The sequence below is a fragment of the Bacteroidales bacterium genome (assembly GCA_031276035.1).
Lineage (GTDB): Bacteria > Bacteroidota > Bacteroidia > Bacteroidales > BM520 > RGIG7150.
In genome coordinates this window covers 25,843-49,953 of record JAISNV010000013.1, presented here as the reverse complement: position 1 = coordinate 49,953, position 24,111 = coordinate 25,843, and the positions used below count along the sequence as shown (strand labels likewise).

22 protein-coding genes are annotated in these 24,111 nt (G+C 32.1%); 8 read left to right on the top strand and 14 right to left on the bottom strand.

Annotated features, from left to right (window positions below; all coding sequences use genetic code 11):
* Position 1 precedes the first annotated feature (1 nt).
* The 11 genes from LBP67_03540 to LBP67_03490 form a co-directional block, all read right to left on the bottom strand.
* Positions 2-577 (bottom strand): WbqC family protein, encoded by a 576-nt coding sequence (locus tag LBP67_03540; protein ID MDR2084049.1) that lies wholly within the window; start codon positions 575-577, stop codon positions 2-4.
* A gap of 1 nt (position 578) precedes the next feature.
* The gene (trxA, locus tag LBP67_03535) at positions 579-1,058 is read right to left on the bottom strand and encodes a thioredoxin (GenBank protein ID MDR2084048.1); all 480 of its coding nucleotides are present in this window, start codon (positions 1,056-1,058) and stop codon (positions 579-581) included.
* A gap of 75 nt (positions 1,059-1,133) precedes the next feature.
* Positions 1,134-3,260 carry a C10 family peptidase gene (locus LBP67_03530; GenBank protein ID MDR2084047.1) on the bottom strand — a complete coding sequence of 709 codons (2,127 nt, stop codon included), beginning with the start codon at positions 3,258-3,260 and terminating at the stop codon, positions 1,134-1,136.
* 115 nt (positions 3,261-3,375) lie between these two features.
* The gene (locus tag LBP67_03525; GenBank protein ID MDR2084046.1) at positions 3,376-5,343 is read right to left on the bottom strand and encodes a fructose-1,6-bisphosphatase; all 1,968 of its coding nucleotides are present in this window, start codon (positions 5,341-5,343) and stop codon (positions 3,376-3,378) included.
* Between the two features lie 12 nt (positions 5,344-5,355).
* Positions 5,356-6,006 (bottom strand): hypothetical protein, encoded by a 651-nt coding sequence (locus LBP67_03520; GenBank protein ID MDR2084045.1) that lies wholly within the window; start codon positions 6,004-6,006, stop codon positions 5,356-5,358.
* A gap of 32 nt (positions 6,007-6,038) precedes the next feature.
* Complete coding sequence (gene lepB / locus LBP67_03515) at positions 6,039-7,565, bottom strand: signal peptidase I (protein ID MDR2084044.1); 1,527 nt, start codon at positions 7,563-7,565, stop codon at positions 6,039-6,041.
* Between the two features lie 22 nt (positions 7,566-7,587).
* Positions 7,588-8,268 (bottom strand): 4-hydroxy-tetrahydrodipicolinate reductase, encoded by a 681-nt coding sequence (dapB, locus tag LBP67_03510; GenBank protein MDR2084043.1) that lies wholly within the window; start codon positions 8,266-8,268, stop codon positions 7,588-7,590.
* 4 nt (positions 8,269-8,272) lie between these two features.
* Positions 8,273-8,848, bottom strand: coding sequence for a DUF5683 domain-containing protein (locus tag LBP67_03505; protein MDR2084042.1), 576 nt, complete (start codon positions 8,846-8,848; stop codon positions 8,273-8,275).
* 2 nt (positions 8,849-8,850) lie between these two features.
* A complete protein-coding gene (locus LBP67_03500) occupies positions 8,851-9,747 on the bottom strand; it encodes a ParB/RepB/Spo0J family partition protein (GenBank protein MDR2084041.1) in 897 nt (298 codons plus the stop codon).
* A 4-nt stretch (positions 9,748-9,751) separates the two neighbouring features.
* Complete coding sequence (locus LBP67_03495; GenBank protein MDR2084040.1) at positions 9,752-10,537, bottom strand: AAA family ATPase; 786 nt, start codon at positions 10,535-10,537, stop codon at positions 9,752-9,754.
* Positions 10,538-10,585: 48 nt separating this feature from the next.
* A complete protein-coding gene (locus LBP67_03490; protein ID MDR2084039.1) occupies positions 10,586-10,972 on the bottom strand; it encodes a PUR family DNA/RNA-binding protein in 387 nt (128 codons plus the stop codon).
* 152 nt (positions 10,973-11,124) lie between these two features.
* Here LBP67_03490 and nusB point away from each other — a divergent pair, with 152 nt between their 5' ends.
* From nusB to LBP67_03470, 4 genes are read left to right on the top strand one after another with little or no spacing between them, the layout of a single operon-like run.
* The gene (gene nusB / locus LBP67_03485) at positions 11,125-12,111 is read left to right on the top strand and encodes a transcription antitermination factor NusB (protein MDR2084038.1); all 987 of its coding nucleotides are present in this window, start codon (positions 11,125-11,127) and stop codon (positions 12,109-12,111) included.
* Between the two features lie 26 nt (positions 12,112-12,137).
* A complete protein-coding gene (locus tag LBP67_03480) occupies positions 12,138-12,590 on the top strand; it encodes a DUF1573 domain-containing protein (protein ID MDR2084037.1) in 453 nt (150 codons plus the stop codon).
* Positions 12,571-13,779 (top strand): hypothetical protein, encoded by a 1,209-nt coding sequence (locus tag LBP67_03475; protein ID MDR2084036.1) that lies wholly within the window; start codon positions 12,571-12,573, stop codon positions 13,777-13,779. Before LBP67_03480 ends, LBP67_03475 begins: the two co-directional genes overlap by 20 nt.
* Position 13,780: 1 nt before the next feature.
* A complete protein-coding gene (locus LBP67_03470) occupies positions 13,781-14,551 on the top strand; it encodes a shikimate dehydrogenase (protein ID MDR2084035.1) in 771 nt (256 codons plus the stop codon).
* 90 nt (positions 14,552-14,641) lie between these two features.
* On the opposite strand, the gene LBP67_03465 is transcribed toward LBP67_03470, so the two are convergent.
* Positions 14,642-17,683 carry a lamin tail domain-containing protein gene (locus tag LBP67_03465; protein ID MDR2084034.1) on the bottom strand — a complete coding sequence of 1,014 codons (3,042 nt, stop codon included), beginning with the start codon at positions 17,681-17,683 and terminating at the stop codon, positions 14,642-14,644.
* Positions 17,684-17,781: 98 nt separating this feature from the next.
* On the opposite strand from LBP67_03465, the gene glmM reads away from it, so the two are divergent.
* From glmM to LBP67_03445, 4 genes are all read left to right on the top strand, one after another.
* Entirely contained in the window at positions 17,782-19,197 is a 1,416-nt protein-coding gene (glmM, locus tag LBP67_03460) for a phosphoglucosamine mutase (protein MDR2084033.1), read from the top strand.
* Positions 19,178-20,374 carry a [FeFe] hydrogenase H-cluster maturation GTPase HydF gene (hydF, locus tag LBP67_03455; protein MDR2084032.1) on the top strand — a complete coding sequence of 399 codons (1,197 nt, stop codon included), beginning with the start codon at positions 19,178-19,180 and terminating at the stop codon, positions 20,372-20,374. The genes glmM and hydF overlap by 20 nt, the downstream gene beginning before the upstream one ends.
* Before the next feature lie 3 nt (positions 20,375-20,377).
* Entirely contained in the window at positions 20,378-20,824 is a 447-nt protein-coding gene (locus LBP67_03450) for a SoxR reducing system RseC family protein (GenBank protein ID MDR2084031.1), read from the top strand.
* Positions 20,825-20,969: 145 nt separating this feature from the next.
* Positions 20,970-21,740, top strand: coding sequence for a DNA/RNA non-specific endonuclease (locus tag LBP67_03445; protein ID MDR2084030.1), 771 nt, complete (start codon positions 20,970-20,972; stop codon positions 21,738-21,740).
* Positions 21,741-21,856: 116 nt separating this feature from the next.
* Here the strand turns inward: LBP67_03445 and LBP67_03440 are convergent, their stop codons facing one another.
* Together LBP67_03440 and LBP67_03435 are read right to left on the bottom strand one after the other, a co-directional pair.
* Positions 21,857-23,254: an alkaline phosphatase gene (locus LBP67_03440; GenBank protein MDR2084029.1), complete on the bottom strand. Its 1,398-nt coding sequence runs from the start codon at positions 23,252-23,254 to the stop codon at positions 21,857-21,859.
* 122 nt (positions 23,255-23,376) lie between these two features.
* Entirely contained in the window at positions 23,377-24,111 is a 735-nt protein-coding gene (locus LBP67_03435; protein MDR2084028.1) for an SAM-dependent methyltransferase, read from the bottom strand.

The window sequence follows — 24,111 nt, the reverse complement described above, 5'->3', positions numbered from 1 at the left end:
ACTAATTTGTGTTAAATATTTTATCGAGGATACTTAAGTCGCTAATAAAATTAAAACGGTCACTAAATACTTGAGTGTATGGATTTACAGTAAAATCTGATTCCAAAATATATTTTTGTGATTTACGAAAGTCCGAATCATCAGAATTGGCAGTAATATAGGAATCTGATAGAATAAATTTAGGTGTTGTTTTGGTGATTTTAGATATAATATTAATTGACTCCAAGCATACGTCTAATAGATAGTCATACTTTGTAGTCCAAATATGCTGTATATCATCAATATAATAATCGTAAAACGGAGACGCTTTATATGCGCTCATAATAGCTTTGTAATGAATATGTTGCCAGTTCTGATTGTTTTCGACCTTAATATCTTTAAAAACTGTGTGATTTCCGTTGGTCTTTTTTACAGGAATGCTAAGGTTAAGTAACCCGTTAGCGCTAAGTATTGAACATCTATTTCTATAGGTTTGCTTAATATAGTTTTCGTAAATGTCGAACACTATATCATTATTAGCTAAGAGTATTTTCCACCAACTTATTGGGCCGAAATATGTAAGTGGAATTAGAGTCAATTTATTTATTGTTTTTTTGAAGAAGCACATTATTGATTGCTTCAACAAGAGTTTCTTTCGGCAGATTACCTAAAGCCATTTGCGGTTGCTGGCTGTTACTGGGAACGAAAAGAATGGCAGGGATGCTTCTAACACCGAATATTGCTGCTAATTCTTTTTCTTGGTCGGTATTAATTTTATATATCACAATTTGTCCTTTGTATTCCTCTGCAAGTTCGGCTAATTTCGGAGCAAGCTGACGACAAGGGCCACACCAATTTGCGTAAAAATCTATTATACAAGGAAGATCACCTTCGAAAGTCCAATTTTTTGGATTAGCTTCAAAGTTCCAAATCAATTCCTTAAAAGTTTCTTTAGTAAGATGTACTATTTCAATTGTTTCTTCAGATTCAACTTTAGTCGGTTGTGTTGTTTGTGAATATATGTTATTGTTGAATATTGAGTAAACTATTACAACTAATATTAAATATATTTTTTGCATAAATAGGTAGGTTTTATATAGAAAGTAGAGACATCGTAATCCAATGTCTCTACTTTTGTGTATTATAAATTAGTATTAATCAATAACAATTTTTCTTGTCTCAGTACCTTTGTCAGATTTAATAGTAATTAAATATATGCCTGATTTTAATGAAGATACATTGATAGAATGATTTGTTACATTATTATGAGAGAAAGATTCTTTGTAAACAACGCTTCCTACAATATTTGTAATTTGTAATGAAACTTCTTGTGCTTCATCAGAGTCAATTCTAACATTAAGAACATCTTTTGCAGGATTAGGATAAATATTGATATCACCAATTTTTATATCTTCAATTCCTAATTTATTATCTCTATATGAGAAGTGTAATCCATAGCCAGAGGTGTACATATTATCACTAACAAATACAACTAAACATCCCTTTTTTGAAAGTTCAATATCTACATCATTTACATTGCCGTAAAATGTATGTAATTCTTCAGTGTCATAGTCGAAAACAGTTACATAATCGTTTTCATTATATGTGTCAACATAATGGAGTGTTAATATTCCGCCTTCGCTAGCTGAATATACTACATTCCAACGACAAAGAGTACTTGGAACGTAATATTTATTTTCAGGATTAGAATAAACTTCAGCAGAAGCTTGGTTTATGTTGGTTGTTGTATTACAATATTTCGGATAATTAGATTTGTATGAAAAGATAAATCCGGGAGCTGAACCTGATGAATGGAATGTGATAAGAATTTGATTTCCGCTTGATTTAAAGGCATCCGGAATAGTAGTACCAGAGTATTCACCAATTAATTCGTCACTTGTGGTTCCACCGTCATAAATTCTCACATAATCACTAGCAGTCAGTTCGAATTTTTCCCATGTTAAATCAATAGATGCAACAGAATCAAATTCGTTCTGAGGTGAGATCAACCATGAAGCGTCTGTGTTTTGTAAATAATTATGTAAAGGGCCGCTACCGTCGTTTGCTCTACCGATTTTAGTTGTCATTACAGTTTGTCCGGAAGCATATGGAGGATAATCAGATGATGTCGGATAGAAATTAAGCATAACTCCTTGGTATGAACTATATCCGTTTGGGTTAGATGATGTGAACCAACCATTTTGATAACCGCCCCAATTAAAATTATGATGGAAGGTAGTTGTAGAACCAACAACTCTATATCCGTCACAATTCCAAGCATGACCACCTTCTGAGCTTTGTCCGTGATGATATAATGGATATCCTGCATCAAATTGGGTTTTCAGTAATTGTTCCCAATTAGGTGTTGTATAGCTTTGTTTTAAAGCTTGGGTAACGCCTGAATATCTGAAATATGTATTAAGAGCACTAGGGACATCTGCTGAATATGCACCAGAACCATCATTTCCAAACATCATTCTTACGGCAACGCCTGCATGATATTGTATAAGGGCAGAAGCCAGAATACTCTCATCCGGACTTGATGTTTTTAAATCTATAGGCATAGCATTCCATTTGTATGTTGAATCTCCGTAATAAGCATTTTGAATGCCATATCCTGATGCATAGTATGAAGAAGAACCAACACCTTGATGAGGCCATTCAAAGTGGTGCATTACAACAGCCATTGCCGTAGCAACACAACCTGCATAACATCTTCCACCTGGACCTACAGGGTCAAGTGGTGCATAATAATTATACGGATAATCTTGATTCCAAGTTGACAACAACAGCGGACCTACTTCAACATCGTCTTTTGTGTTTAATAAAGAACCGTAATCTTCTGTGCTATAGGTTTTCCATGCATCTATAGTAGCTTGATCTTGAGGAATGTTATTTTTAACGATATATTCAATTGAATTCATTCTGTCTTCAATGAAATATTTATATGAAGGCCCAGCTCCATTAATATCAAATTTTGAACCTAATTGAGTATTATAACCAATAATAGGATATTCTGCTTCTTGTGCGGAAACAAGTACATACCCACCTCCGTCAAATTCAATAACGTAAATAACAGGTGTTTCTCCAACTTTTAATAGAGTTGTATTTTGAATGGAAATACTTTTAAAATTAATTGGAGCTTCAAACTTGTTTATATGTTGATAAAAGCAATTTTTTGCTGTAACTTCAGCAGTTGCTTTATCTACTGATTTTGCATTAACGGTTGTAACGATCGTTACAAGCATTAATAATACTAATGTAAAGTTTCTAAGTTTCATTTATAATTATGTTTTAATTAATACTGACTGCAAAGATAATAAAAAAAAATAATTGATACAATTTTTATGCCAACTTATATTAATTATATTAACAATTTGTTAATAAAATATCTTTTTAACCTTTTACTTTAATAACACCTTCACGGTATGCATCTAAAAGCATTTTAAGATCGGTTATTTGTTGTTTTAATTCAATACCGATATCCGTATCACCAACTTTAATTCTGTCATTTTTTCTGGTTACCAATGATCTTGATGAAACAATATCCAACTCGTTTTCAATTGCAATTTGTCGTGAAACAAACGGCGCATGCTCAATTACAATTAAGCTGTATGAATCATACATTAATGTATAACCTGCAATACCTGTTACTTTTTGATAAGGTTTAGACATTCCTCCGTCTATAACAAGCAATATACCGTCTGCTTTTATCGGACTTTCTCCTTTTTTTACTTTAACAGGCACATGTCCATTTACTATATGGGAAACTTCGGGATCAAGCCCAAACTCTTCCAAAATCATTTTGCAGGTTTCCTTATTATCTCTATAATTATAGTACGGATCCAGATGTTCTTTGTGAGTTTTCTCATCTTCAATAAAATAACGCTCGAAAGTTGTCATTTGATCTTTGCCGAATAGGGGGGAGCATGGACCACACCATAAATACCAAACATAATCTTGGTCTTGAACATTAAGTTCCGTATTCCATCTGTTTAGATATGCTCTTCTTGTTATTGTTTCAAACTTATCGCATAAAGTTTTACCCTTATATTCAGAGCATTCAATCTCCATGCTTTTAAACGAACCATCGTTGTTTAATGGAATACTACTGTGAAATAGTAGATTAGAGTTGTGTTTTAGATACATACTTCCTTTTGAGAAGAATATTTTAATATGTGTTTGTAGGTACTGACTGTTCAGGAAAGAAAATTTAAGTTTTTCCATAAGTTCTTCTTCCTCAGCACAAAGCTTAAAAGGATCTTTAGGATCTATAGTCGGAAAATAATTATCTTTTAAGTTATACTCAACTCCCTGTATAGTAACTGTACCTTTTTTATAATTGATTTTTTCTAAAAGTAATCTGTTATCCATTTGAAACTTGGGATTTCTCTTAATGATTTGTCCCTCAAGTTTAAATTCAATAACAGCTATAGCTTTATGCATTTGACTTAATAATTTGATATTAAGTGAATCATAACTTTCTTTTGAATTAATCTTCGGCATAAAACATTCACAGGCATCATTATGATATTTTTTCATGGCAAAAGTTGCCAAGGGAATTAAATTGATACCGTATGCATCTTCAAGAGTATCAAGATTATCATATCTTGCGGAAATACGTACGACTGTCGCAATACAGGATTTAATTCCGGTAGCGGCGCCCATCCATAATATATCATGGTTTCCCCATTGAATGTCAACAGAATGATATTGCATTAAAGTATCCATAACTTTATCGGGATACGGCCCCCTGTCGTATATGTCTCCTATAATGTGCAGCCTGTCAATAGTGAGTCGTTGAATAAACTTACTAAGAGCAATAATAAAGTGGTTTGCTCTATCAATTTCGATTATCGTATTGATTATTCTATCGTAATATTGTTCTTTCTTTTCAGGATTTTCATTAAGAAGTTCATCAATAATATAGGCATAATCGGAAGGCATTGCTTTACGTACCTTAGAGCGAGTGTATTTATCCGCACAAGCTCTGGCAACATATACGAGTCGTCTTAGAGTTACTGAATACCAATTCTCTAAGTCGTCAATATTTTTTGTAGCCAATTCAAGTTTTTCTTCCGGATAATATATTAAAGTACACAGAAGTTTTTTAGACTTTTCGCTTATAGTATGACCGAAAACTTGATCGATTTTTCTTCGAACAACGCCTGAAGCATTTCTTAAGATATGACTGAAAGTGTCATATTCACCATGTATATCAGTTAAGAAGTGTTCGGTGCCTTTGGGAAGATTTAATATAGCTTCAAGGTTAATTATTTCAGTACATACCGATTGTATTGTCGGGAATTTCTGAGACAATAAACTCAAATATTTGATTTGTTCGTCAGTATATGTTTTGTTCATGGCAAATAAATTTTACATTCCTAAACCCTGTAATGCATCCATTGATACCTCAGTATATCCGTCCGGAATATTAAATTCACTGTCTTTTATTTTAGATTGTTTAACTTTCTTTGCCGTCATTTTCATTTTAATTTCGCCCAAATTAATCTCAAGTTCAAGCGGAATGCCTTCGGTGCCTAAATCTCCGGCGAGAGCATATATCGGATTATAAATATCTTTATTAAAGTATCCGTAATATGAAGTCTTATTATCTCCCGAGCCAACAATCACTTCGGTCTTAACACAATCATAACCGGCAATGTTTTTTGTTTCGCCTATAATAGGAACAAGCTGAGGTTTATTTGAGTTTAACTCTTCCGTATCAATAATTTCTTTTGCTCTATATTTTTGTCCCATAGCACTTATAAGAATATGATATAAACTTTCATTTCCGTCAATAATTACCATAGTTGTGATAGCACTTGTCGCCTGAATGGTTTTACACTTGTTCTCACCGATGGTAAGTATCGAACTTGACGGGAGATATGCCGCAATCATTGGATTGACTTCAGTATCAGGATATGTTATTTCATATTCAATAATACCTGTAAAAACTTTTTGTGCGTTTAATGTGCCGATGCTTATTAAACCAAATAATGCAAAAGCTAAAAATAATTTTTTCATTTTTCTTATTTATTATTAATTAATATATCAATTTATTTTGGTACTCTAAGAGTTTTTTTCCAGCGTACTTTTCCTTGGAATAACGGTTTGTTCTTATCAAGTGACAACCAGACAATCAAAGGAGTGCCAACAATATGGTCTTCGGGAACAAATCCCCAGAATCTGGAATCGGCTGAATTATGCCTGTTATCTCCCATCATCCAATAATAATCCATTTTAACAGTATATTTATCGGTTTTTTCTCCGTTAATATATATATCTTCTCCCTTAATTAGAAGTTCATTGCCTTCATAAGTTTCTATCAATCTTTTGTATAAGCAAATGTTTTTAACATCAATATCCAGAACATCATTCTTTTTTGGAATATAAATAGGTCCGTATTCATCTACAGTCCATTGATAATTCGCATTATACGGAAAAAGATACATAATACAATTATCTTTATAATAATCTTCTTGAGTTTGGTATATAGGTTCAATGGAAACTACAATCGAATTAGCCTTAATTTTTTCATAAGACTCATCAGTTAGTGTGAGCTTATATTCACTTGTATTCGGATTATAGATAGGACGTTCTGTAATATCAAGTTCAGTAAAAATATTAGCTCTAAACTGTGATCCGTTTGTTTTTACAAGGTAAGTAAATTGAAGATTGCCTTTATGTTGCTCTTTTACACCATTTATATAAACATGTCCGTCTATAACTTGTAAACTGTCGCCGGGAATGCCTACACATCTTTTGATATAAGTTTCGCGTTTATCAACCGGTCGTGTAATAATATCACCAAAATTGCGTTTGTCCGTATTTACTCTTGTGTAACCATATTGTCTTACAAGAGAATAATAACTTGCATTGCTTTGGTATGCTGTAGAAACGGTATCTCCTTCGGGATAATTGAAAACTATAGGCACATAATTTTTTATTTGCTTTAATTTCGGATATCGATAATATTTTAATTTAATGATTTCACTATATGATTTCATGTTTTTTGTAAGCGGCATAGTGTGATGTGCAAAAGGAAAGGATAGGGGAGTCATTGGAGCCCGGGCACCGTATTTTATTTTGTCAACAAAAAGATAATCACCTACTAAAAGAGATTTTTCCATTGAAGAAGTAGGAATGGTATATGCTTCAAACATAAACATCCTCAGAATAGATACTGCAACAACGGCAAAGATTATCGCATCAACCCATTCTCTAACAGTGCCTTTTTTATATTTCGGGCGTTCAGGATAATATTTTTCATTTTTACTGAAGCCTAAATAAGGGAAATAAATAAATGGAAATAAGACCGCTAATGCTTCTTGCCATAGGGCAAATTTCCCATAGGATTTTGCAGTTGCAACTTGCAAAAGGAACATCATAAAAAAACCAATAAAAGGAATAATCAGAATCGCAAACCACCACAAAGGTCGTTTTGTTATTTTCATCCATATATAATAATTATAAACGGGGATAAAACTATACCACCATTTGTAGCCCGCATCTTGAAATATTTTAAATGCAAAAATTGGATTGAACCATTTGATAATTAAGAAAGTTAAGATTACACCATCCATAGTTTAATTGTATTTTATTTTTTTATGAGTTAATTACATCCGACATCTCAAAGAAACCTTTTTTACCGATGAGCCATTTTGAAGCAAGGATTGCACCAATTGCGAAAGCATCTCTATTTGTGGCTTCATGGGTTAATGTTATATTATCAACGTTTGACTTGTATCTAATAGTATGTTCGCCAATTGTCTCGCCTTCTCTGAAACTGTCAATATGTATATCATCAAATTGCATTTGTTCTAAAATGATATTTTTTAAAGATAAAGCGGTACCGCTAGGTTTATCTTTTTTATGAATGTGATGAGTTTCACTGATTGATACATCGTATAAATCAAATTTGGACATTAAATTAGACAAGTACTTATTAACTTGCATGAAAATATTCATGCCAATCGAAAAGTTAGACGCATAAATCATACTTTGGTTACTTTCAATGCAAAGTTTTTTAATCTCATCTAATTTTTCCATCCAACCGGTAGTTCCGCAAATTACCGGAATATTATTTTCAAAACAAAAAAGAATATTTTTATATGCAGTTTCCGGTGTTGAAAACTCGAAAGCAATATCACATTGTTTAATATTTGTGATCTGATTTCTTAAATCAATGTCGTTGTCTGCAATTGTAAGGATCTTATCATCACTTTGAAATAAAATCCGTTCGATGGTCTTTCCCATCTTTCCATATCCTATAATACAGTAATTCATGTTATTAGAAATTGATTGTTAACCTAAAACCTGCTGTTGCATACGAGTTCGGATAGATTCCTGTTGGTGGGATAACGAAAGGAGAAATATTAATAGATAAGTCATCCGATACATTAAAGTCTTTTAAATGAGCATCAACAACGGCATCAATTATATTAAGCGCATACCAGGCTAAAGTAATCACAGCAAATAGTTCAACATTAGATGTGTATTGATTATATACACTTAATAATTTAGCCGGAGAATCATACTCATTTACTAAATTATTCGGGGCTTCACCTTCTGAACCGTTACTCATCCATATATAAGCAGCTTTTGCTTTCGACATTTGGACTGCATTTGTGTAAATGAAATATCCTGTAGCTCCGAATCCTGCCCAGATAATAGGAATTTTCCAATATTTTTTATTATAACCTTGCCCTAAGCCCGGTAATGCGGTGGAATACCAACCGGCTTTTTTGGGTGAATGTTTTTTTGGAATTTCAATAGGTATTGTGGTTTGCTCAATATTAACATTTTGCCCGAATAGAGATGCAGTAGAGAAAAGCATAATAAATGATAATATTTTGATAACCTTCATGTTTATTCATTTTCAAATAATTTCATAAACTCCTCAATCTTTTTTTCAGATGAGAAAGGAATTGTAATTGATCCTTTGCCATTTTTATCTACCTTTATTTTAAGATCAAGGCCTGTTTTGTTTGAAAAGTTCTGACGAAAATTTGCCATGCGTACAGAAAGAACTTGCGGTATTTTTCCGTATGTTTTTTTTGTCGTTTTGCTTTTATTGCTGTTTATTAGCTTTTCAGTTTCACGGACAGATAAATTATTTTCAAGAATAATTCTGAGATAATCAATTGCGACATCCTCATTATCAATAGCTGATAAAGGTTTAGCATGACCTATTGTAATTTTATTTTCTTTTAGTGCGCTTTGAATTAAATCGGGAAGCTTCAGCAGACGCAAAAAATTTGAGATTGTTGACCTGTCTTTACTGACTTTTGTACTAAGTTCATCCTGAGTGAGATTGCATTCTTCTATTAATCTTTGATAACTTAATGCTATTTCAATAGGATTGAGATTTTTTCTTTGAATATTTTCAACCAATGCCATTTCCAGCATTTGTTCATCATTTGCAACTCGAATATATGCAGGAATTGTTTCAAGTTTGAGTATGCTGGCAGCTTTAAATCTCCTTCCTCCGGAAATAAGTTGATATTTATCGTTGCCGATTTTTCTTACAGTAACAGGTTGTATTATACCGTGTTCTTTTATTGATTCGACTAATTCTGCTAATGCTGTTTCTTCGAACTCGGTTCTTGGTTGAAAAGGATTTGTTTCTATAAGCTCCAAGGCGATATCGGAAACCGCTCCTACAACAAAATTGCCCGACATATCCTTGGTTGTGATATCAGTATTAGGGTTTTCCAATATTGCTCCTAATCCTCTACCTAAAGCTTTCTTCTTTGAATTTGCCATTTATTTATACTGTTTCTTTAGATATTAAATTGTTTTTCATTAAAATTTCTCTTGCTAAATTTAGGTAATTAACTGCACCGGTGCTTGTTGCATCGTGCATTATAATAGTTTTACCAAAACTCGGCGCTTCAACTAATTTGATATTTCTGCTTATTATAGTATCAAAAACTAATTGTTGAAAATGTGTTTTTACATCTTCAAGTACATTTCGTCTGACAACTTCACGTTTATCGTACATTGTAACCAATATACCTTCTATGTCTAACGAAGTATTAAGTCTCGACTGTATAATCTTAATAGTATTAAGTAATTTTCCCAATCCTTCGAGAGCAAAAAATTCTGCTTGAACCGGAATTATTACGGAGTCGGCTGCGGTTAGTGCATTCACAGTAATTAAACCCAATGAAGGTGAGCAATCGATAAAAACAAAGTCGTAATTTTCTTTAATCTTATCAATAACTTTTTTGAGTTTGTATTCTCTCTCGGTGATATTAATTAATTCTATTTCAGCACCTACCAAATTAATGTTTGAAGGTAAAATGTCTAAATTAGGCGTTTCGGTTTTAATAATAGCTTCCTGAGGTTCTATTTCGTCAATCAAACACTCATAAATGCTTTTATCAATATTACGAGGATCGCAACCCAAATTTATCGTAGCATTAGCTTGCGGGTCAGCATCAATAATCAAACTTTTATATTCAAGCACGGCCAAACTACTTGCTAAATTAACAACTGTCGTTGTTTTTCCCACTCCACCTTTTTGATTGGCAACTGCAATAACTTTTGTCATATTAAATTAAATATATACTTAAAATATTTTCCGTATAAATGTACTTTGCTAATTATCTGTTTCCTCAAGTCCAATCTCTTTAAGAAAATCTTCGTCGGAAATATCATTTGAAAATTTCATTTTTTCATTATGATTTTCAATTTCTTCTTCCAATCCTATATTTTCTTTTGTATAATCAATAATAGCGTTTAGAGCTTTTGCGAAATTCAATAGATTATCCTTGTAAACGAATATCTTCTGCTTTTGAAAAGTATGTTTTAACTGTGAATCGTCAAATTTCTTCTGACTCTCCGTTATTACTAAATAATGATTATCTGCCTTGGTTTTTTTCAGATCAAAAAAATATGTACGTCTGCCCGCTCTAACCGGTATCGACACAACATCCTCACCTCTAGCAAAGTCCGCTTGTTCTGCTTTGTTGAATTCTTCCATCATATTTAAATTTTGATTTCAACTGCAAATTTACAATTCTTGATGGATATTTGATAACATTTCACCCAAAAAATCTAAAATTAAAAAAAGCTCTTACAAAGTGTTGGCTGCTTAGTATAAAAAGATTACCTTTGCATTCTGTTATTTGAAATATTATGCTAAATAGACGCCAACTCAGAATAAAAGTCTTACAAGCTCTTTATGCTTTCATTTTTTCGGAAAATGATAATTTAATCAAAGGAGAGAAGGAATTGCTTTCTAGTATTGAAAAAACAAAGGAGCTGTTTGTATGGCAGATATCTGTTGCTATTGAACTCGCCGACCTTATGTCGCAGAAATTAGATGATAGGAAAAGAAAATTCTTACCTACGGAAAAAGATTTAAATCCCAATTATAGATTCGTTAATAATAGAATATTAACTCAATGGAAAGAAAACAGAGATGTTGTGAAGTTGATTAAATACTATAAAGTCTCTTGGATTGAAAATATTGAGGCATTTAGACGATTGGCGAATAATTTTGAAAGTTCTGAGGTGTATGCAAAATATCTTGAAAGAAAAGATAGTTATGCTAATGATAAAGATATTTTAATCTGTTTGTATAATGATTTTGTTTATGAAGACGATTTTTTTATTGATTTTTATGAAACAAAAAACATGTATTGGTATACCGATTTTTGTATGATGAATTTCTTAATGGCAAAATTTATTGATGATTATAAAGAAAGTTATGATGAATTTACACCCTTGCAGGAAATTTTTAAAGCAATTAGCGGCGTATCCGATGAAAAAGAAGATAAAGATTTTGTAATATCTTTATTTTCGAAAGTTATTATTCATAGAGAAGAATATACTCAGATAGTTAATAAATTTACTAAAAACTGGGATCCTGATAGAATATCGGCAATGGATGTTCTTATTATTATTATGGCAATTACCGAAATTGTACATTTTCCTCATATTCCGGTAAGAGTTACTTTGAATGAATATATCGATATATCTAAAATTTTTAGTACACCAAAGAGTAAAACATTTATCAATGGCGTGTTAGATTCAGCATATAATTATTTGCTGGAAGAAGGTAAAATTAAAAAAACAGGACGTGGTCTTGTAAATAGATCGTCAGATAATTCTGATAAGTGATCTTTAAATTATATAAATTTGTTATTATGAAAAATAAAATATTTATTATAAGTTTACTTTTAATCACGGCTTTATGTGTGTCGTGTAAAAATGATAAAAAAGTATCCGGTGCATTAATACATAATCCGATAACCGCTTCGGGAGAAGCCGATCTTAGTAAGTTACCGATAATTAAGTTTGATAAAACCGTACATGACTTTGGAGATGTGTCGCAGGGCGAGAGTATTAGATATTCTTTTAAATTTAAAAATGAAGGAAAATCCGATTTGATTATATCAAACGCTAAAGCAGGCTGCGGATGTACAATTGCAAATTATCCTAAAGAACCGATTAAACCGGGTGAGGTAAATTATATTGATATAACTTTCGACTCTAAAGGTACATATGGATTTCAAAATAAGAATATATCTATACTTACCAATGGACAACCCAATACAACAATTCTTTATATAAAAGCAAATGTTAAGAAAGGACGATAATCTTGATGCTGAGTTCAATAGATATCTTCTTAAACAATTTTTCTCAGCTTATAAAACCAAACAACAGTATTATTGGTCGGAAGATGAATTCGAATGTATTATCAAATTCTGCCTAAATAATAACAAATTGTCAATGATGCATTATGCTTTGTCATTGGCATTAAAATATTATCCGCATAATGTGGAATTTCATTATTATTCGGGAAAATATTTTATGCTTACTAATAAATATACAAAAGCTATAACTCATTTTAAGAAGTTTTTATTAGATGATGCTGAAAATGACTTTGTTGTTTTTGAGATGTGTTTTTGCTGGGAAATGTTGGAAGAAGAAGATCAGGCTATTGAGGTTTTTACTGATTACTTGGATAAGGTCAACTCGAATTCATCTGCGGGCTGGTTTGCTTTGGGTACGGTATATATAAAAAAGGATGAAATTGATAATGCTATCGATGCTTTCGAATTGTCATTGGCCCTTAATCCGGAAAGTATTGCCACATACTTTAATCTCGGAAACTTATATTGCATTAAAGGTGCATATGATAAAGCTTATTTGATTTATCTCGAAGTTTTAAAGTATGATGAAGAAGACGCTGCCGTTTATGCAAATTTAGGCGAGTGTTGTTTTTATCTTGAAGATTATGAAAACGTTATTGAGTATGAGAAGAAGGCGCTTAGCTTGAATAATAATTATGAATATGCCTATTACTTTTTGGCAAAAACATATTTTAAATATTCTAATTATAATTTAGCCGCCGACTTTGTTCAAAAAGCTATTGATTGTGATGACAAAATAAGTGAATTCTATTCTTTGAAAGCATATATCAGTCTTAATCTTGATAACACTCAGCTTGCAGAAGAATCTTTCAAAACAGCAGTTAAGTTGGATCCTACACTTTTTGAATGTCATTTGGAAATAGCTGTTTTTTATTTACAAGAAAACAGAATCAATGATGTAATTGGTATATTGGAAGAAAATCTACCCGATATGTCTGGCGAAGATAAAATGCAAGCGGAGTATTTGTTGTGTGCATGTTATTATTATACAGGTAATAAACAAGAATCATATGCTTTATTTATTAATGTCGAAAATAGTGATGCCGCTTTATTTGATTTCCTATACGATCATTTTGAAAACTTTGTAAACGATCCGGTTATATCTGATCTTATTGCTAATATGAATTCTTGAGATGGCAACATTAGGACTTTTAGGTCAAAATATTTCATATTCACTATCACCAGAAATATTTAATTATTTGTCAAAAAAAAGTAATGTTAATATCAATTATCATATTTTTGATGTTCAGGATATTATGGAAATTCAAAGTATTATTTCCGGATACGACGACTTGGTAGGTTTCAATGTTACAATTCCATACAAAACTGAAATTATCCAATATTTAGATAATCTTTCTCCAATTGCCGCTGAAATAGCGGCTGTTAACTGTGTTGTGATTGATGAGAATAAAAAACTGACAGGATATAATACGGATTGGATTGCTTTTAAAATTACATTTGATAGAATAAAAAAAGATTTCCATAAAAAAGCTTTGATTCTTGGTTCCGGAGGCGCTGCTAAAGCTGTTGCTTATGCCTTGAAACATTCTAATATTGATTATCTCGTAACTTCTCGTAATTCCGACAATTTTAAGTATATGTTATTTGAAAATAAGATTATTTCTTATGATGATTTAATATATCTGGATTTTAATGAATATAATATTATTATAAATACTACCCCTTGCGGTACTATTGGAAATACATGCGATTTATCTGATTTATTTCCTTTTGAATTAATTAAGGAAAATTCTTTAATGTATGATTTGGTGTACAATACTAACGTTACTTTATTTATTCAAAAAGGGATTGATAAGAAATGCTTCACAAAGAATGGTGAAGACATGCTTATTTTGCAAGCAACAATAATGTGGCAAGATTATTTTCTCCCATTATTAAAATAAAGAATGTCGGACATTAGTATGCCCGACAGACTGACTTGAATAATTTAGAGAAGAATATAAATTAAAATAATGCGTGTTCTATTATGATATTTATTCTTTTACAAAACTGACATTATAATTTCCACAATTAATAATATAAATACCGTTTGTTAAATCTCCTACAAATATTTTATTTTTCTCTTTGAAAGATATGCTTTCCGTTTTTATTAACCTTCCAGTGAAATCGTAAATGTTAATTGTATCAATTAAGTTATCTTGTGCTTGTAATTCTTCCAATTCAATGTATATTACATCCTTTGCAGGATTTGGATAAATATTTATAACTTTTTTATATTCTTCTAATCCGTCAAAATTAATTTTTACTTTTGAAACATAGCTTATGCCATCATGTACGAAATAATCATAATTAATAGTATTAGAAGCGAACTGAACATTAATAATATATGTTTTGTCATCACGGGTTATTTTAAAATTTATTTTCTCATTTTCATATAAACCGTCAATAAAATTAGTTATAAAATCGTCGCCATATACTTTAAATATAGCTGTTTTATTCTCATTTACCTCACCAACACCTACGCAAAGTCCGTTATTTGTGTATGCATATATTCTATCCCCGATAATCAATGCCTGATTATCGTTAAAAACAAACACATGGTCAGATGATGTTAGACTTATACTCCCGTAAATGTTTTTTTCCGAATTTTCATCTTGATTGTAGATAATCGGGGAACCGGCCTTACCTCCGAGATTAAAAATTATATTAGATTCTTTGTTTAATCGGGCTTTATATGCTTTTCCTGGAATTAATTCAAAACTCGGAGAAATTCCTGGAATATAAATGTCATTATAACCATAACCCTTAATAATATCAATGTCATTAAGAATGTCTGCAAATAATTCGGTTATTTGCACCGGAACGTCTGTTTTTACCGGAAATAATGTCCAGCCGATAGGAAAAGTTACACTTAAATTGCTGTTTGAACCTCCATTAAATGGCACAATAATATCTTCATTTGTTTTTATTAACCAACCGGTTTCACTATCCCAATCACTTATTGTGCTGTTTGGATTATTGGGTAAATAAATGCCGTTGTCATTAGTAATTGCAACAATTTGATTAAGATGTTTGTTAAAAATATTATCAAGAGACAAACTATTTGGAATCACATATGATGATATTGCACTCCAGCCTTCAGGGATTATTAATGTTTGAGTTGTTACGTCAATACTGAAACTATTTATTATGCTAACTCCGTCATTTTGAAAAACGTTCGGTCCGTATGAATATTCAACGGCAACATCGAAAATAGTGCCATCCGAAGCATCATACAATTTCCAGATAATTTCTCCACCTTCTGAATAACCCTCATCGCCTGTAAATAAATTTCTGCCCCACGCATTTAGACAATATGTGCCCGGTGATTTGTAAACAACTGCTCCACAGCATTTTTCAATATTATCATTATCTTTATAAAAAATACCTATCCATGAACCGGTGGTTATCTCATTTATAGATGGAAATGCATCATACAAAATACAAAACGAATGCGAATCCATAGTTTTATTGTGAATCCAGCCGCTTGGTAATAATGCTGCCTCAAAGTTTAAATTTTCAACATTTTCTTCGATATTAAATATCTGATGATACTCCGGATAATATAAATATTGCGGATTTTCCGCCCTGATAATTCCTGACCAAGATTTTTCAATAAAAATTTCATAGTAACCATCCGAATTAGTGTGTGCATAACTGTCATTTCCTGCACTGATCAATAAATTACTAACAGGCTTGTTGTAGATGTCGACTAAAGTACCGGAAACTTTAACCGAATTTGCCGGAGAATTACTGATGGAGAAGTTGTCAATATAAATATTTGTATTACCCGGTTTGTTGATAGCTGATATAATAATGTAGGCTGTACCAAGGTTTAATTCGCTGTTATAAGTGCTCCATAATCCATTCGTAAGTTCAACATCTTGTGAGTTTATTATGTTTAGTTCGGATGATAATTCTTGAACTTTTAAAATTGCAGGAGAACTATTACTGATTTCGGCGAAATAGTTGAAATGTAGATAAGCTAATTGCAAAGTTGATAAATCTAATTTCGGGGTAATAATTTTGCTTGTTGTTTCTACAGGTAAGCTTGTACAATCAAATTTTATTGAATAATTGTCATCAATACCGAAATTATTGCAAAGCTCCCATCCTCCGATGCCATTAACACTTTGAATTATCCAGCATTGTGGGTTTGAGGTAAACTTTTCCTCTAAGGGAAATGAATTTACAATATTACAATCGGTTTGTAAAACTCCAATATAATTTTCCTTTGTGCGGGAATTTGTTCCGGCTTCATTTACAACATTTAAACTTACATCAAAAATACCGTAATTAGAGTAAGTTATTGTCGGATTTTGCGTTGTAGATATGCCAGGATTACCGCCTTCAAAACTCCAGTTGTAAATCAGATTATCGCCGAAAGAATTATTTTGAAAACTTGTGTTACTTCCGATCGGAATAATTCTGTTTTGAACACTGAATTCTGCTTCAGGAATATATGGCGTGTTTGATGCGCCCGGCGTACAATACAGATAATTTCCATTATTCAGCATAACACCAATTTTTGTCGAAAATTTCCATTTGTTTCCATCGGAATTATCTGTAAACATATTATTCAGTTCTATCGAAGGACCGCCGCTACTGCTGTTTACTGCAGGCCACGGAAGTGTGTTTTGATAATGTAAACTGTCGATTAAATTTTGCTGGTTATCAACAATCTTAATCATTTTATTTGTATTAACCAAACTCCCCGAACCCCATTGACCTGTAATAATACCAAAGGCGTTACGCATTATAGCCGAATCGTTAGCAAGCACATAATATGTGCCTGGTTGAATTGTAATATTGTCGAATGTATATGTAAACGGACCGGTTAATTTGTAACCGTTGAGATTGTATGAAACAGTTCCGGAATTGTAAATTTCAATAAATTCCAATGAATCTGTGCCGGGAGGGTTATACAGAATTTCTGTAATAATAATATCTGACTCATTATATTGAGCAAAAACCGAATTTATTGCCGCAACCATTGCAACAATAATACTGATTGAATAAATAATATACTTCTTCATACTTTTAAAATTTTAAATAAAGTTTACTATTATATTGCAGAAATATGCTCAACATTACCATATCTTAAAAAAAAAAATTACATTTGCAGAAAAAATCCATGACATTAATTTCATCAATTTCAGGTATAAGAGGTACAATTGGAGGTATTAACGGGGATTGCCTTTCTCCTTTAGATATTGTTAAATATACTTCTGCATATGCATTAATATTAAGAGAAAAAAATGACAGACCTAAAATTATTGTCGGTCGTGATGGAAGAATTACCGGCGAAATAGTTCAATCGCTTATTGTTAATGCATTAATTATGAGTGGGGTTGATGTTCTTGATTGCGGATTAACTACCACTCCTACAATAGAAGTTGCTATACCTTATTATAATACTGATGGCGGAATTATGATTTCTGCCAGCCATAACCCGATGAATTGGAATGCTTTAAAACTGTTTGATGATAAAGGTGAGTTTATTGATGCCGCCGATGGCGAGAAGATTAATAAACTTGCTAAAAAAAGTGTTTTCGAATATGTTGAATATAATGATTTCGGTATTATTGAGGAATTACCTGATGTTTTGGAACTTCATGTAAAAAAAATATTAGAACTTCCTTATATTAAACGAAACTTAAATAATATTAAGAATTCTAATATTAAAATCGCTGTTGACGGAATTAATTCCACCGGAGGTTTTGCCGTACCTTATTTATTGGAACAATTAGGAATAAGGAAAGATAATATTACTAAACTTAATTGTGTGATTTCCGGCGAATTTGCTCATACAGCTGAACCTTTAGCTGAGAACCTTCTTGATTTATCAAAAGTTGTTGTGGGTAATAATTGCGATTTAGGAATTGCTGTTGATCCGGACGTTGATAGACTTGCACTTATGAGCGAAAACGGGGAATACTTTGGTGAAGAATATACTCTCGTTGCTTGTGCCGATTTTATTCTTCAAAATAAGAAAGGAAGTACTGTATCTAATCTTTCATCATCAAGAGCACTTAGAGATCTCACTCAAATGTTTGGCTGTGAGTATTTTGCTTCTGCCGTAGGCGAAGTGAATGTTGTTAAGAAAATGAAAGAAGTTGATGCTGTTATCGGTGGCGAAGGCAACGGCGGAATTATTCTTCCCGAACTTCATTACGGTAGAGATGCATTACTCGGAATAGCTTTAATTATTTCTTACCTCGTTGAATCAGGAAAAAAGATGACTGAACTTAGAAAGTCTTATCCGAAATATTTTATGGAGAAAGATAAAATCGAATTGAAGGATAAAAAAGATATCTCAATTGTTATATCTGAAATCAAACAATTTTTTAAGTCGGGAATTTTTAATGAAGATGACGGATTGAAAGTCGATTTTGAAGATTCTTGGATACATATCAGAGGTTCTAATACAGAGGCTATTGCCAGAATTTATGCCGAAGCGAAAACACATGAAAAAGCAGTTTCAATAGTAAAAGAATCAAAAGAATTTATTGAAAAACTTATCAAAAATATTGAAAACAAAAGAAAATAAAATACATATCGGTATTTTCGGACGAAGGAATAACGGAAAAAGTTCCTTTATTAATGCAATAACAGGTCAGGATATTGCAATAGTTTCGGATATACCCGGTACAACTACCGATCCTGTAAAGAAATCATTGGAAATACACGGATTTGGTCCCGTTATTATTATAGATACTGCCGGAATTGATGATGTTGGTGAGTTAGGACTTAAAAGGATTCAAAAAACACATGCGATACTTGATCAAATTGATATTGCAATTTTAATAGTTGCAAATTCGAAATTTGGCGAGCCGGAAAGAGATATTATTAAAAAATTTAATGATAGAGAAATTCCTTATCTTTTAATATACAATAAGATTGATATTGATATTCCTTCGAAAGAATTTATTGCCGGTGTTGAAAAGGAAACGGGGGAGAAAGTATTACTATTCTCGTCTAAGAAACCGGTGATTATTGATTTTATTAAGATTCTTTTGGAGAAGGTTCCCGAAACATCTTATAATTCAAATGATTTGTTTTATGGAATTCTAAAACCTAAAGAGTTGGTGGTTTTGGTTACACCGATTGACTCTGCAGTACCTGAAGGACGAATGATATTGCCGCAAGTTCAGGCAATTAGAAATATCCTGGATTATAATGCAATAAGTATTGTGTGTAAAGAAACTGAGTTGGAAAATGTTTTGAAAGATTATAATATTAAACCTGCTTTAGTGGTTACTGATAGTCAGGTTTTTAAATATGTTGATGAGCTTGTTCCGCAGGAAATTCCATTAACGAGTTTCAGTATTCTTCTGGCTCGACTTAAAGGAAATTTTGAAAAATATTTGGAAGGGACACCGAAGATTTCCGAATTGAAAAACGGAGATAAGATTCTAATTTTGGAATCATGTACGCATCACCCGACTTGCGAAGATATAGGAAGAGTGAAAATACCTAATTTGTTAAGAAGTTTTACAGGTAAAGAGCTTGAGTTTGAAATTGTTTCGGGTTTCGGTGAAATTCCTGAAAATATTGATGATTATGCTTTGCTTATTCAATGCGGTGGTTGTATGTTCACAAAAAAACAATTGGCAAATAGGCTGAAAAAATCGATTGACAATAATATTCCTATAACTAATTACGGAATGGCTATTTCATATATGACGGGTGTATTTGAGCGTGCAGTTAAAATTTTCTTGAAATAAATTATGAGTGAAATTGTTAAACATTGCGGAAAAATTATTTCTATAGATGATGATATAATAAAGGTTGAAATTGAAGCAAATGCAGCTTGTGGAAGTTGTGCCGCAAAAAGAGTGTGCGGTATGACGGAATCTTCTACTAAAACAATTTCAATAAATGTCAATAAAGGTAACGAAGATTATAGTGATGTTGATATATCGGAATTATCGCTCGGACAGAAAGTTCAACTTGGAATGACAACAACTGCAGGATTATCGGCCGCACGGCTTTCATATCTTTATCCGGTAATAATTTTAATTGCAGTATTAATATTAACAATAAAACTTACCGGTAACGATTTATTAGGGGTGTTAATTTCCTTTTCAGCCTTAGTTATTTATTACGTATTGCTAAAGAAATTCGGAAATAAAAATAAAAAAATCAGATTTTTTTTGATTAATGAGACGAATTAATTTGATAAAATGTTGTAACAATTTTCCCTGATTGTTTCTTGAAAAAAATCTTAATCGTACAAATAAATCTTTGTTTTAAAATGAATTTTATTAAACATAGACAATATTTAAATATTAATATATCGCGTGTTATAAGGTTTTTACTATGAAAAAAAATATTTTACTCCTTATCTTTATTCTGTTTATTATTTTGGTTGACTCAATTTATGCGCAGGATAATGTTTCTAGTATTCACTTTCTAACTAATTATGCCGCACCGGATTATACTGAAAATGCGATTTTGATTGAACATTCTGCATTTACTATATCTTATATTGATAAGTATAAGCATGCGGAATGGGTGTCTTATTGCTTGATTGGCAGTGAGCTGGAAAAATCTAACGTAAAACGTACTGATAATTTTAGAGTTGACCCTGAATATAAGAATTGCGCAAATGATAGGGATTATTCCAAAAGCGGTTATGATAGAGGACACCTTTTTCCGGCTGCTAACTCATGTACGAAAGAAGCTATGAATGAGTCGTTTTACTATACAAATATGTCGCCTCAAGTACCACCATTTAATCGTGGGATTTGGAGTAAAATGGAAGCGAAAGTTCGCGACTGGGCTGTTGAGTACGATACAATCTACGTAGTTACCGGTGCTTATTTGAAAGATTACCTGAGTACAATAGGTTCGGGAGTGGCTGTTCCGGAATATTATTATAAAATAATTGTGGTTAATACTGAGAAAACTCAGCAGGCTTTGGCTTTCTTCATTCGAAATGAAAAAGGTAAATCCGATAAACTGCAAGATTTTGTTGTCCCAGTTGATGTTGTTGAACTGATCATTGAGAAAAATTTCTGTGTCAATCTTGATGAAAATCTTCAGGATTGCCTTGAGTTTAAGGTGAATTTGGATGATTGGAGCTGGTAATTTTAAATTAATATCCGAAGTTAAGATATCGAATCAAAAATTTTACTTTTAAACACACAATAAATTAAGAGCGTAAAAAATAATTCATGCGCTTAATCAATTCTAAAATTTTTTCCTTATTGTGCGATTTGTAAGATATACTTTGGAATATCAGTATTATCATAGAATCCGGCAAATTTCTCTGCTCCAGCACCAATAGCTCTTACCGGGACAGCAATTCCGGAATGATCGTTTGTTGTCCATCCGGTACCGGATTTCTCACTCATAATTTTTACTGCAATTGAAGCCAGAGTTTCCCTCTTTCTTATATCGTACTTTTCAATTTTATCGGAAGAAATTTTATCGTGTTTAAATTTCATTTGATAAACTAACTCGATTCGGGCAGAGTCATCATGATTTAATCTTAATTTTTTCTCGTGATTATTAAAACCGAAATTTTCTTCAATTAGTTTGTATATGTTATCCAAGGACGGTTTGTTTCCGGAAATTTCATCAATAATTTCATTAAATCTGCTTTCTGAAACCTTTTGATATTCAAGTAATGCAGGAAAATTGTTGTAATGAGTAGATTTCTGTCCTATACTTAATCCTCCGGTTTCATGATCGGCAGTCATTACAATTAAAGTTTCCTTTGGGTTTTTTAGATAAAATTCATAAGCGACTTTATATGCATCATTGAAATCAATGACTTCAAATAGGGTAGTGGCAGCATCATTGCCGTGGCACGACCAATCTATCTTTCCGCCTTCAATCATAATAAAAAATTTGTCTTCTGGTTTAGAAAAAAGTGAAATAGCTTTTTTCAAGAAATAAGGTAACCTCATTTCATATTTAGGTTCGTCTATATAGTATGGAATGTCTCCTGCGTCGCAGAGCAATTTGCTGTAAGCATACAATTTGCCGTCTTCAAGTTTGTGATTATCAATGACGCTCTTGTCATTGCTTACTAAATAACCATTCTCACTTATATACTGATAAATTGTGCTGTCTTCATAAGCGGCTAATAATCCGCCGCCGCCGAAATAATCATAACCGGTTTCAGGAATAGTTTTGGCAATATCAAGATATTCGTTTCTACTTACGGAATGTGCATAAAAGGCACCCGGCGTCGCATGATCTATTGATACAGAAGAAATAATTCCTACTTTATATCCTTGTTCATGTAGAATCTGAGCAATTGAAGTTAAAGGAATTGTATCCGGATTAACTCCCAACATCCCGTTGTTTGTTTTTCTTCCTGTTGAAAGTGCGGTTCCAGCTGCAGAAGAGCATGTTACCAAATTGTTTGCAGAATATGTAGTAGAAAACCCTGCTACAGGCATTTCATTTAATTCCAAATGAATTGTAGCAGTATCAGAAGCTTTAACATCAAGATAATTTTCCGCTAATATTGTTTGTGCTAAGCCCATCCCATCACCGATAAAGTAAAAGATGTATTTAGCTTTCTCTTGCGGACAGGTACATCCGTTAAATAGCAGAACTGCGATTATTAATGATAATGATATCTTTTTCATAAGTTATATATTTAATAATTCTAAGATTCGTATCTAAACCTTCGGATTCATAACATCTTATCTGTCGAGGTGAAAAAACTAATAATTAAATTTTTTGTGATTTCGCTTCGTTTTGAAGTCCATTATTTTATCTTAAACCCGTTACTCTCAAATAAAAATACGGTTGGTTTTTTATGAATTTCCGGCAAAGGTAATAAATTCCATTCGAATATTGGTTTTGTTAAAATAAATTCATTAAAACAATGAATGTTGGAAGCAACGGTTAATAATGTGTTCGGATTACAGATTTTTAGTAAGGATTGAAATAATTGGATATTGCGATATGGCGCTTCAATGAATATTTGAGTTTGATTAAATTCTCGCGATATCCTTTCAAGTTGTTTTATTTTTTGTTCTTTTTCATGAGGTTTGATCGGTAAATATCCGTTGAAAGCAAAATTCTGCCCGTTTAATCCTGAGCTTATCAGTGCAGAAATTATTGAATTAGGTCCAACTAAAGGAACAACTTTAATATTCTTTTCATGTGCGGCTTTAACAATAATATTGCCCGGATCCGCAATACACGGTAAGCCCGCTTCACTCAATAATCCCATGTTAATACCATTCTCAGCCGGATTTAAAAAGTTAATTATATCGGAATCTTTTGTATGCTCGTTAACTTGATAAAAATTAACACTATCGAAAGAATTTTTAAATCCTATTTTGCGTAAGATTTTATATGATGATTTCTCCTCTTCGACAATAAAATCTGATAAGGTATTTATAATTTGTTGATTATATTCCGGAATACAAGTTTCAGCCGGTTTATCACCGATTAACGACGGGATAAGGAATAATGTTCCGGCTTGTTTATTCAT

Excerpts from the sequence above, each read along its gene's own strand:
- trxA (MDR2084048.1), bottom strand. The coding sequence starts at position 1,058 with ATGCAAAAAATATATTTAATATTAGTTGTAATAGTTTACTCAATATTC.
- LBP67_03530 (MDR2084047.1), bottom strand. The coding sequence starts at position 3,260 with ATGAAACTTAGAAACTTTACATTAGTATTATTAATGCTTGTAACGATC.
- LBP67_03525 (MDR2084046.1), bottom strand. The coding sequence starts at position 5,343 with ATGAACAAAACATATACTGACGAACAAATCAAATATTTGAGTTTATTG.
- LBP67_03520 (MDR2084045.1), bottom strand. The coding sequence starts at position 6,006 with ATGAAAAAATTATTTTTAGCTTTTGCATTATTTGGTTTAATAAGCATC.
- lepB (MDR2084044.1), bottom strand. The coding sequence starts at position 7,565 with ATGGATGGTGTAATCTTAACTTTCTTAATTATCAAATGGTTCAATCCA.
- dapB (MDR2084043.1), bottom strand. The coding sequence starts at position 8,268 with ATGAATTACTGTATTATAGGATATGGAAAGATGGGAAAGACCATCGAA.
- LBP67_03505 (MDR2084042.1), bottom strand. The coding sequence starts at position 8,848 with ATGAAGGTTATCAAAATATTATCATTTATTATGCTTTTCTCTACTGCA.
- LBP67_03500 (MDR2084041.1), bottom strand. The coding sequence starts at position 9,747 with ATGGCAAATTCAAAGAAGAAAGCTTTAGGTAGAGGATTAGGAGCAATA.
- LBP67_03495 (MDR2084040.1), bottom strand. The coding sequence starts at position 10,537 with ATGACAAAAGTTATTGCAGTTGCCAATCAAAAAGGTGGAGTGGGAAAA.
- LBP67_03490 (MDR2084039.1), bottom strand. The coding sequence starts at position 10,972 with ATGATGGAAGAATTCAACAAAGCAGAACAAGCGGACTTTGCTAGAGGT.
- nusB (MDR2084038.1), top strand. The coding sequence starts at position 11,125 with ATGCTAAATAGACGCCAACTCAGAATAAAAGTCTTACAAGCTCTTTAT.
- LBP67_03480 (MDR2084037.1), top strand. The coding sequence starts at position 12,138 with ATGAAAAATAAAATATTTATTATAAGTTTACTTTTAATCACGGCTTTA.
- LBP67_03475 (MDR2084036.1), top strand. The coding sequence starts at position 12,571 with ATGTTAAGAAAGGACGATAATCTTGATGCTGAGTTCAATAGATATCTT.
- LBP67_03470 (MDR2084035.1), top strand. The coding sequence starts at position 13,781 with ATGGCAACATTAGGACTTTTAGGTCAAAATATTTCATATTCACTATCA.
- LBP67_03465 (MDR2084034.1), bottom strand. The coding sequence starts at position 17,683 with ATGAAGAAGTATATTATTTATTCAATCAGTATTATTGTTGCAATGGTT.
- glmM (MDR2084033.1), top strand. The coding sequence starts at position 17,782 with ATGACATTAATTTCATCAATTTCAGGTATAAGAGGTACAATTGGAGGT.
- LBP67_03450 (MDR2084031.1), top strand. The coding sequence starts at position 20,378 with ATGAGTGAAATTGTTAAACATTGCGGAAAAATTATTTCTATAGATGAT.
- LBP67_03445 (MDR2084030.1), top strand. The coding sequence starts at position 20,970 with ATGAAAAAAAATATTTTACTCCTTATCTTTATTCTGTTTATTATTTTG.
- LBP67_03440 (MDR2084029.1), bottom strand. The coding sequence starts at position 23,254 with ATGAAAAAGATATCATTATCATTAATAATCGCAGTTCTGCTATTTAAC.
- LBP67_03435 (MDR2084028.1), bottom strand. The coding sequence starts at position 24,111 with ATGAATAAACAAGCCGGAACATTATTCCTTATCCCGTCGTTAATCGGT.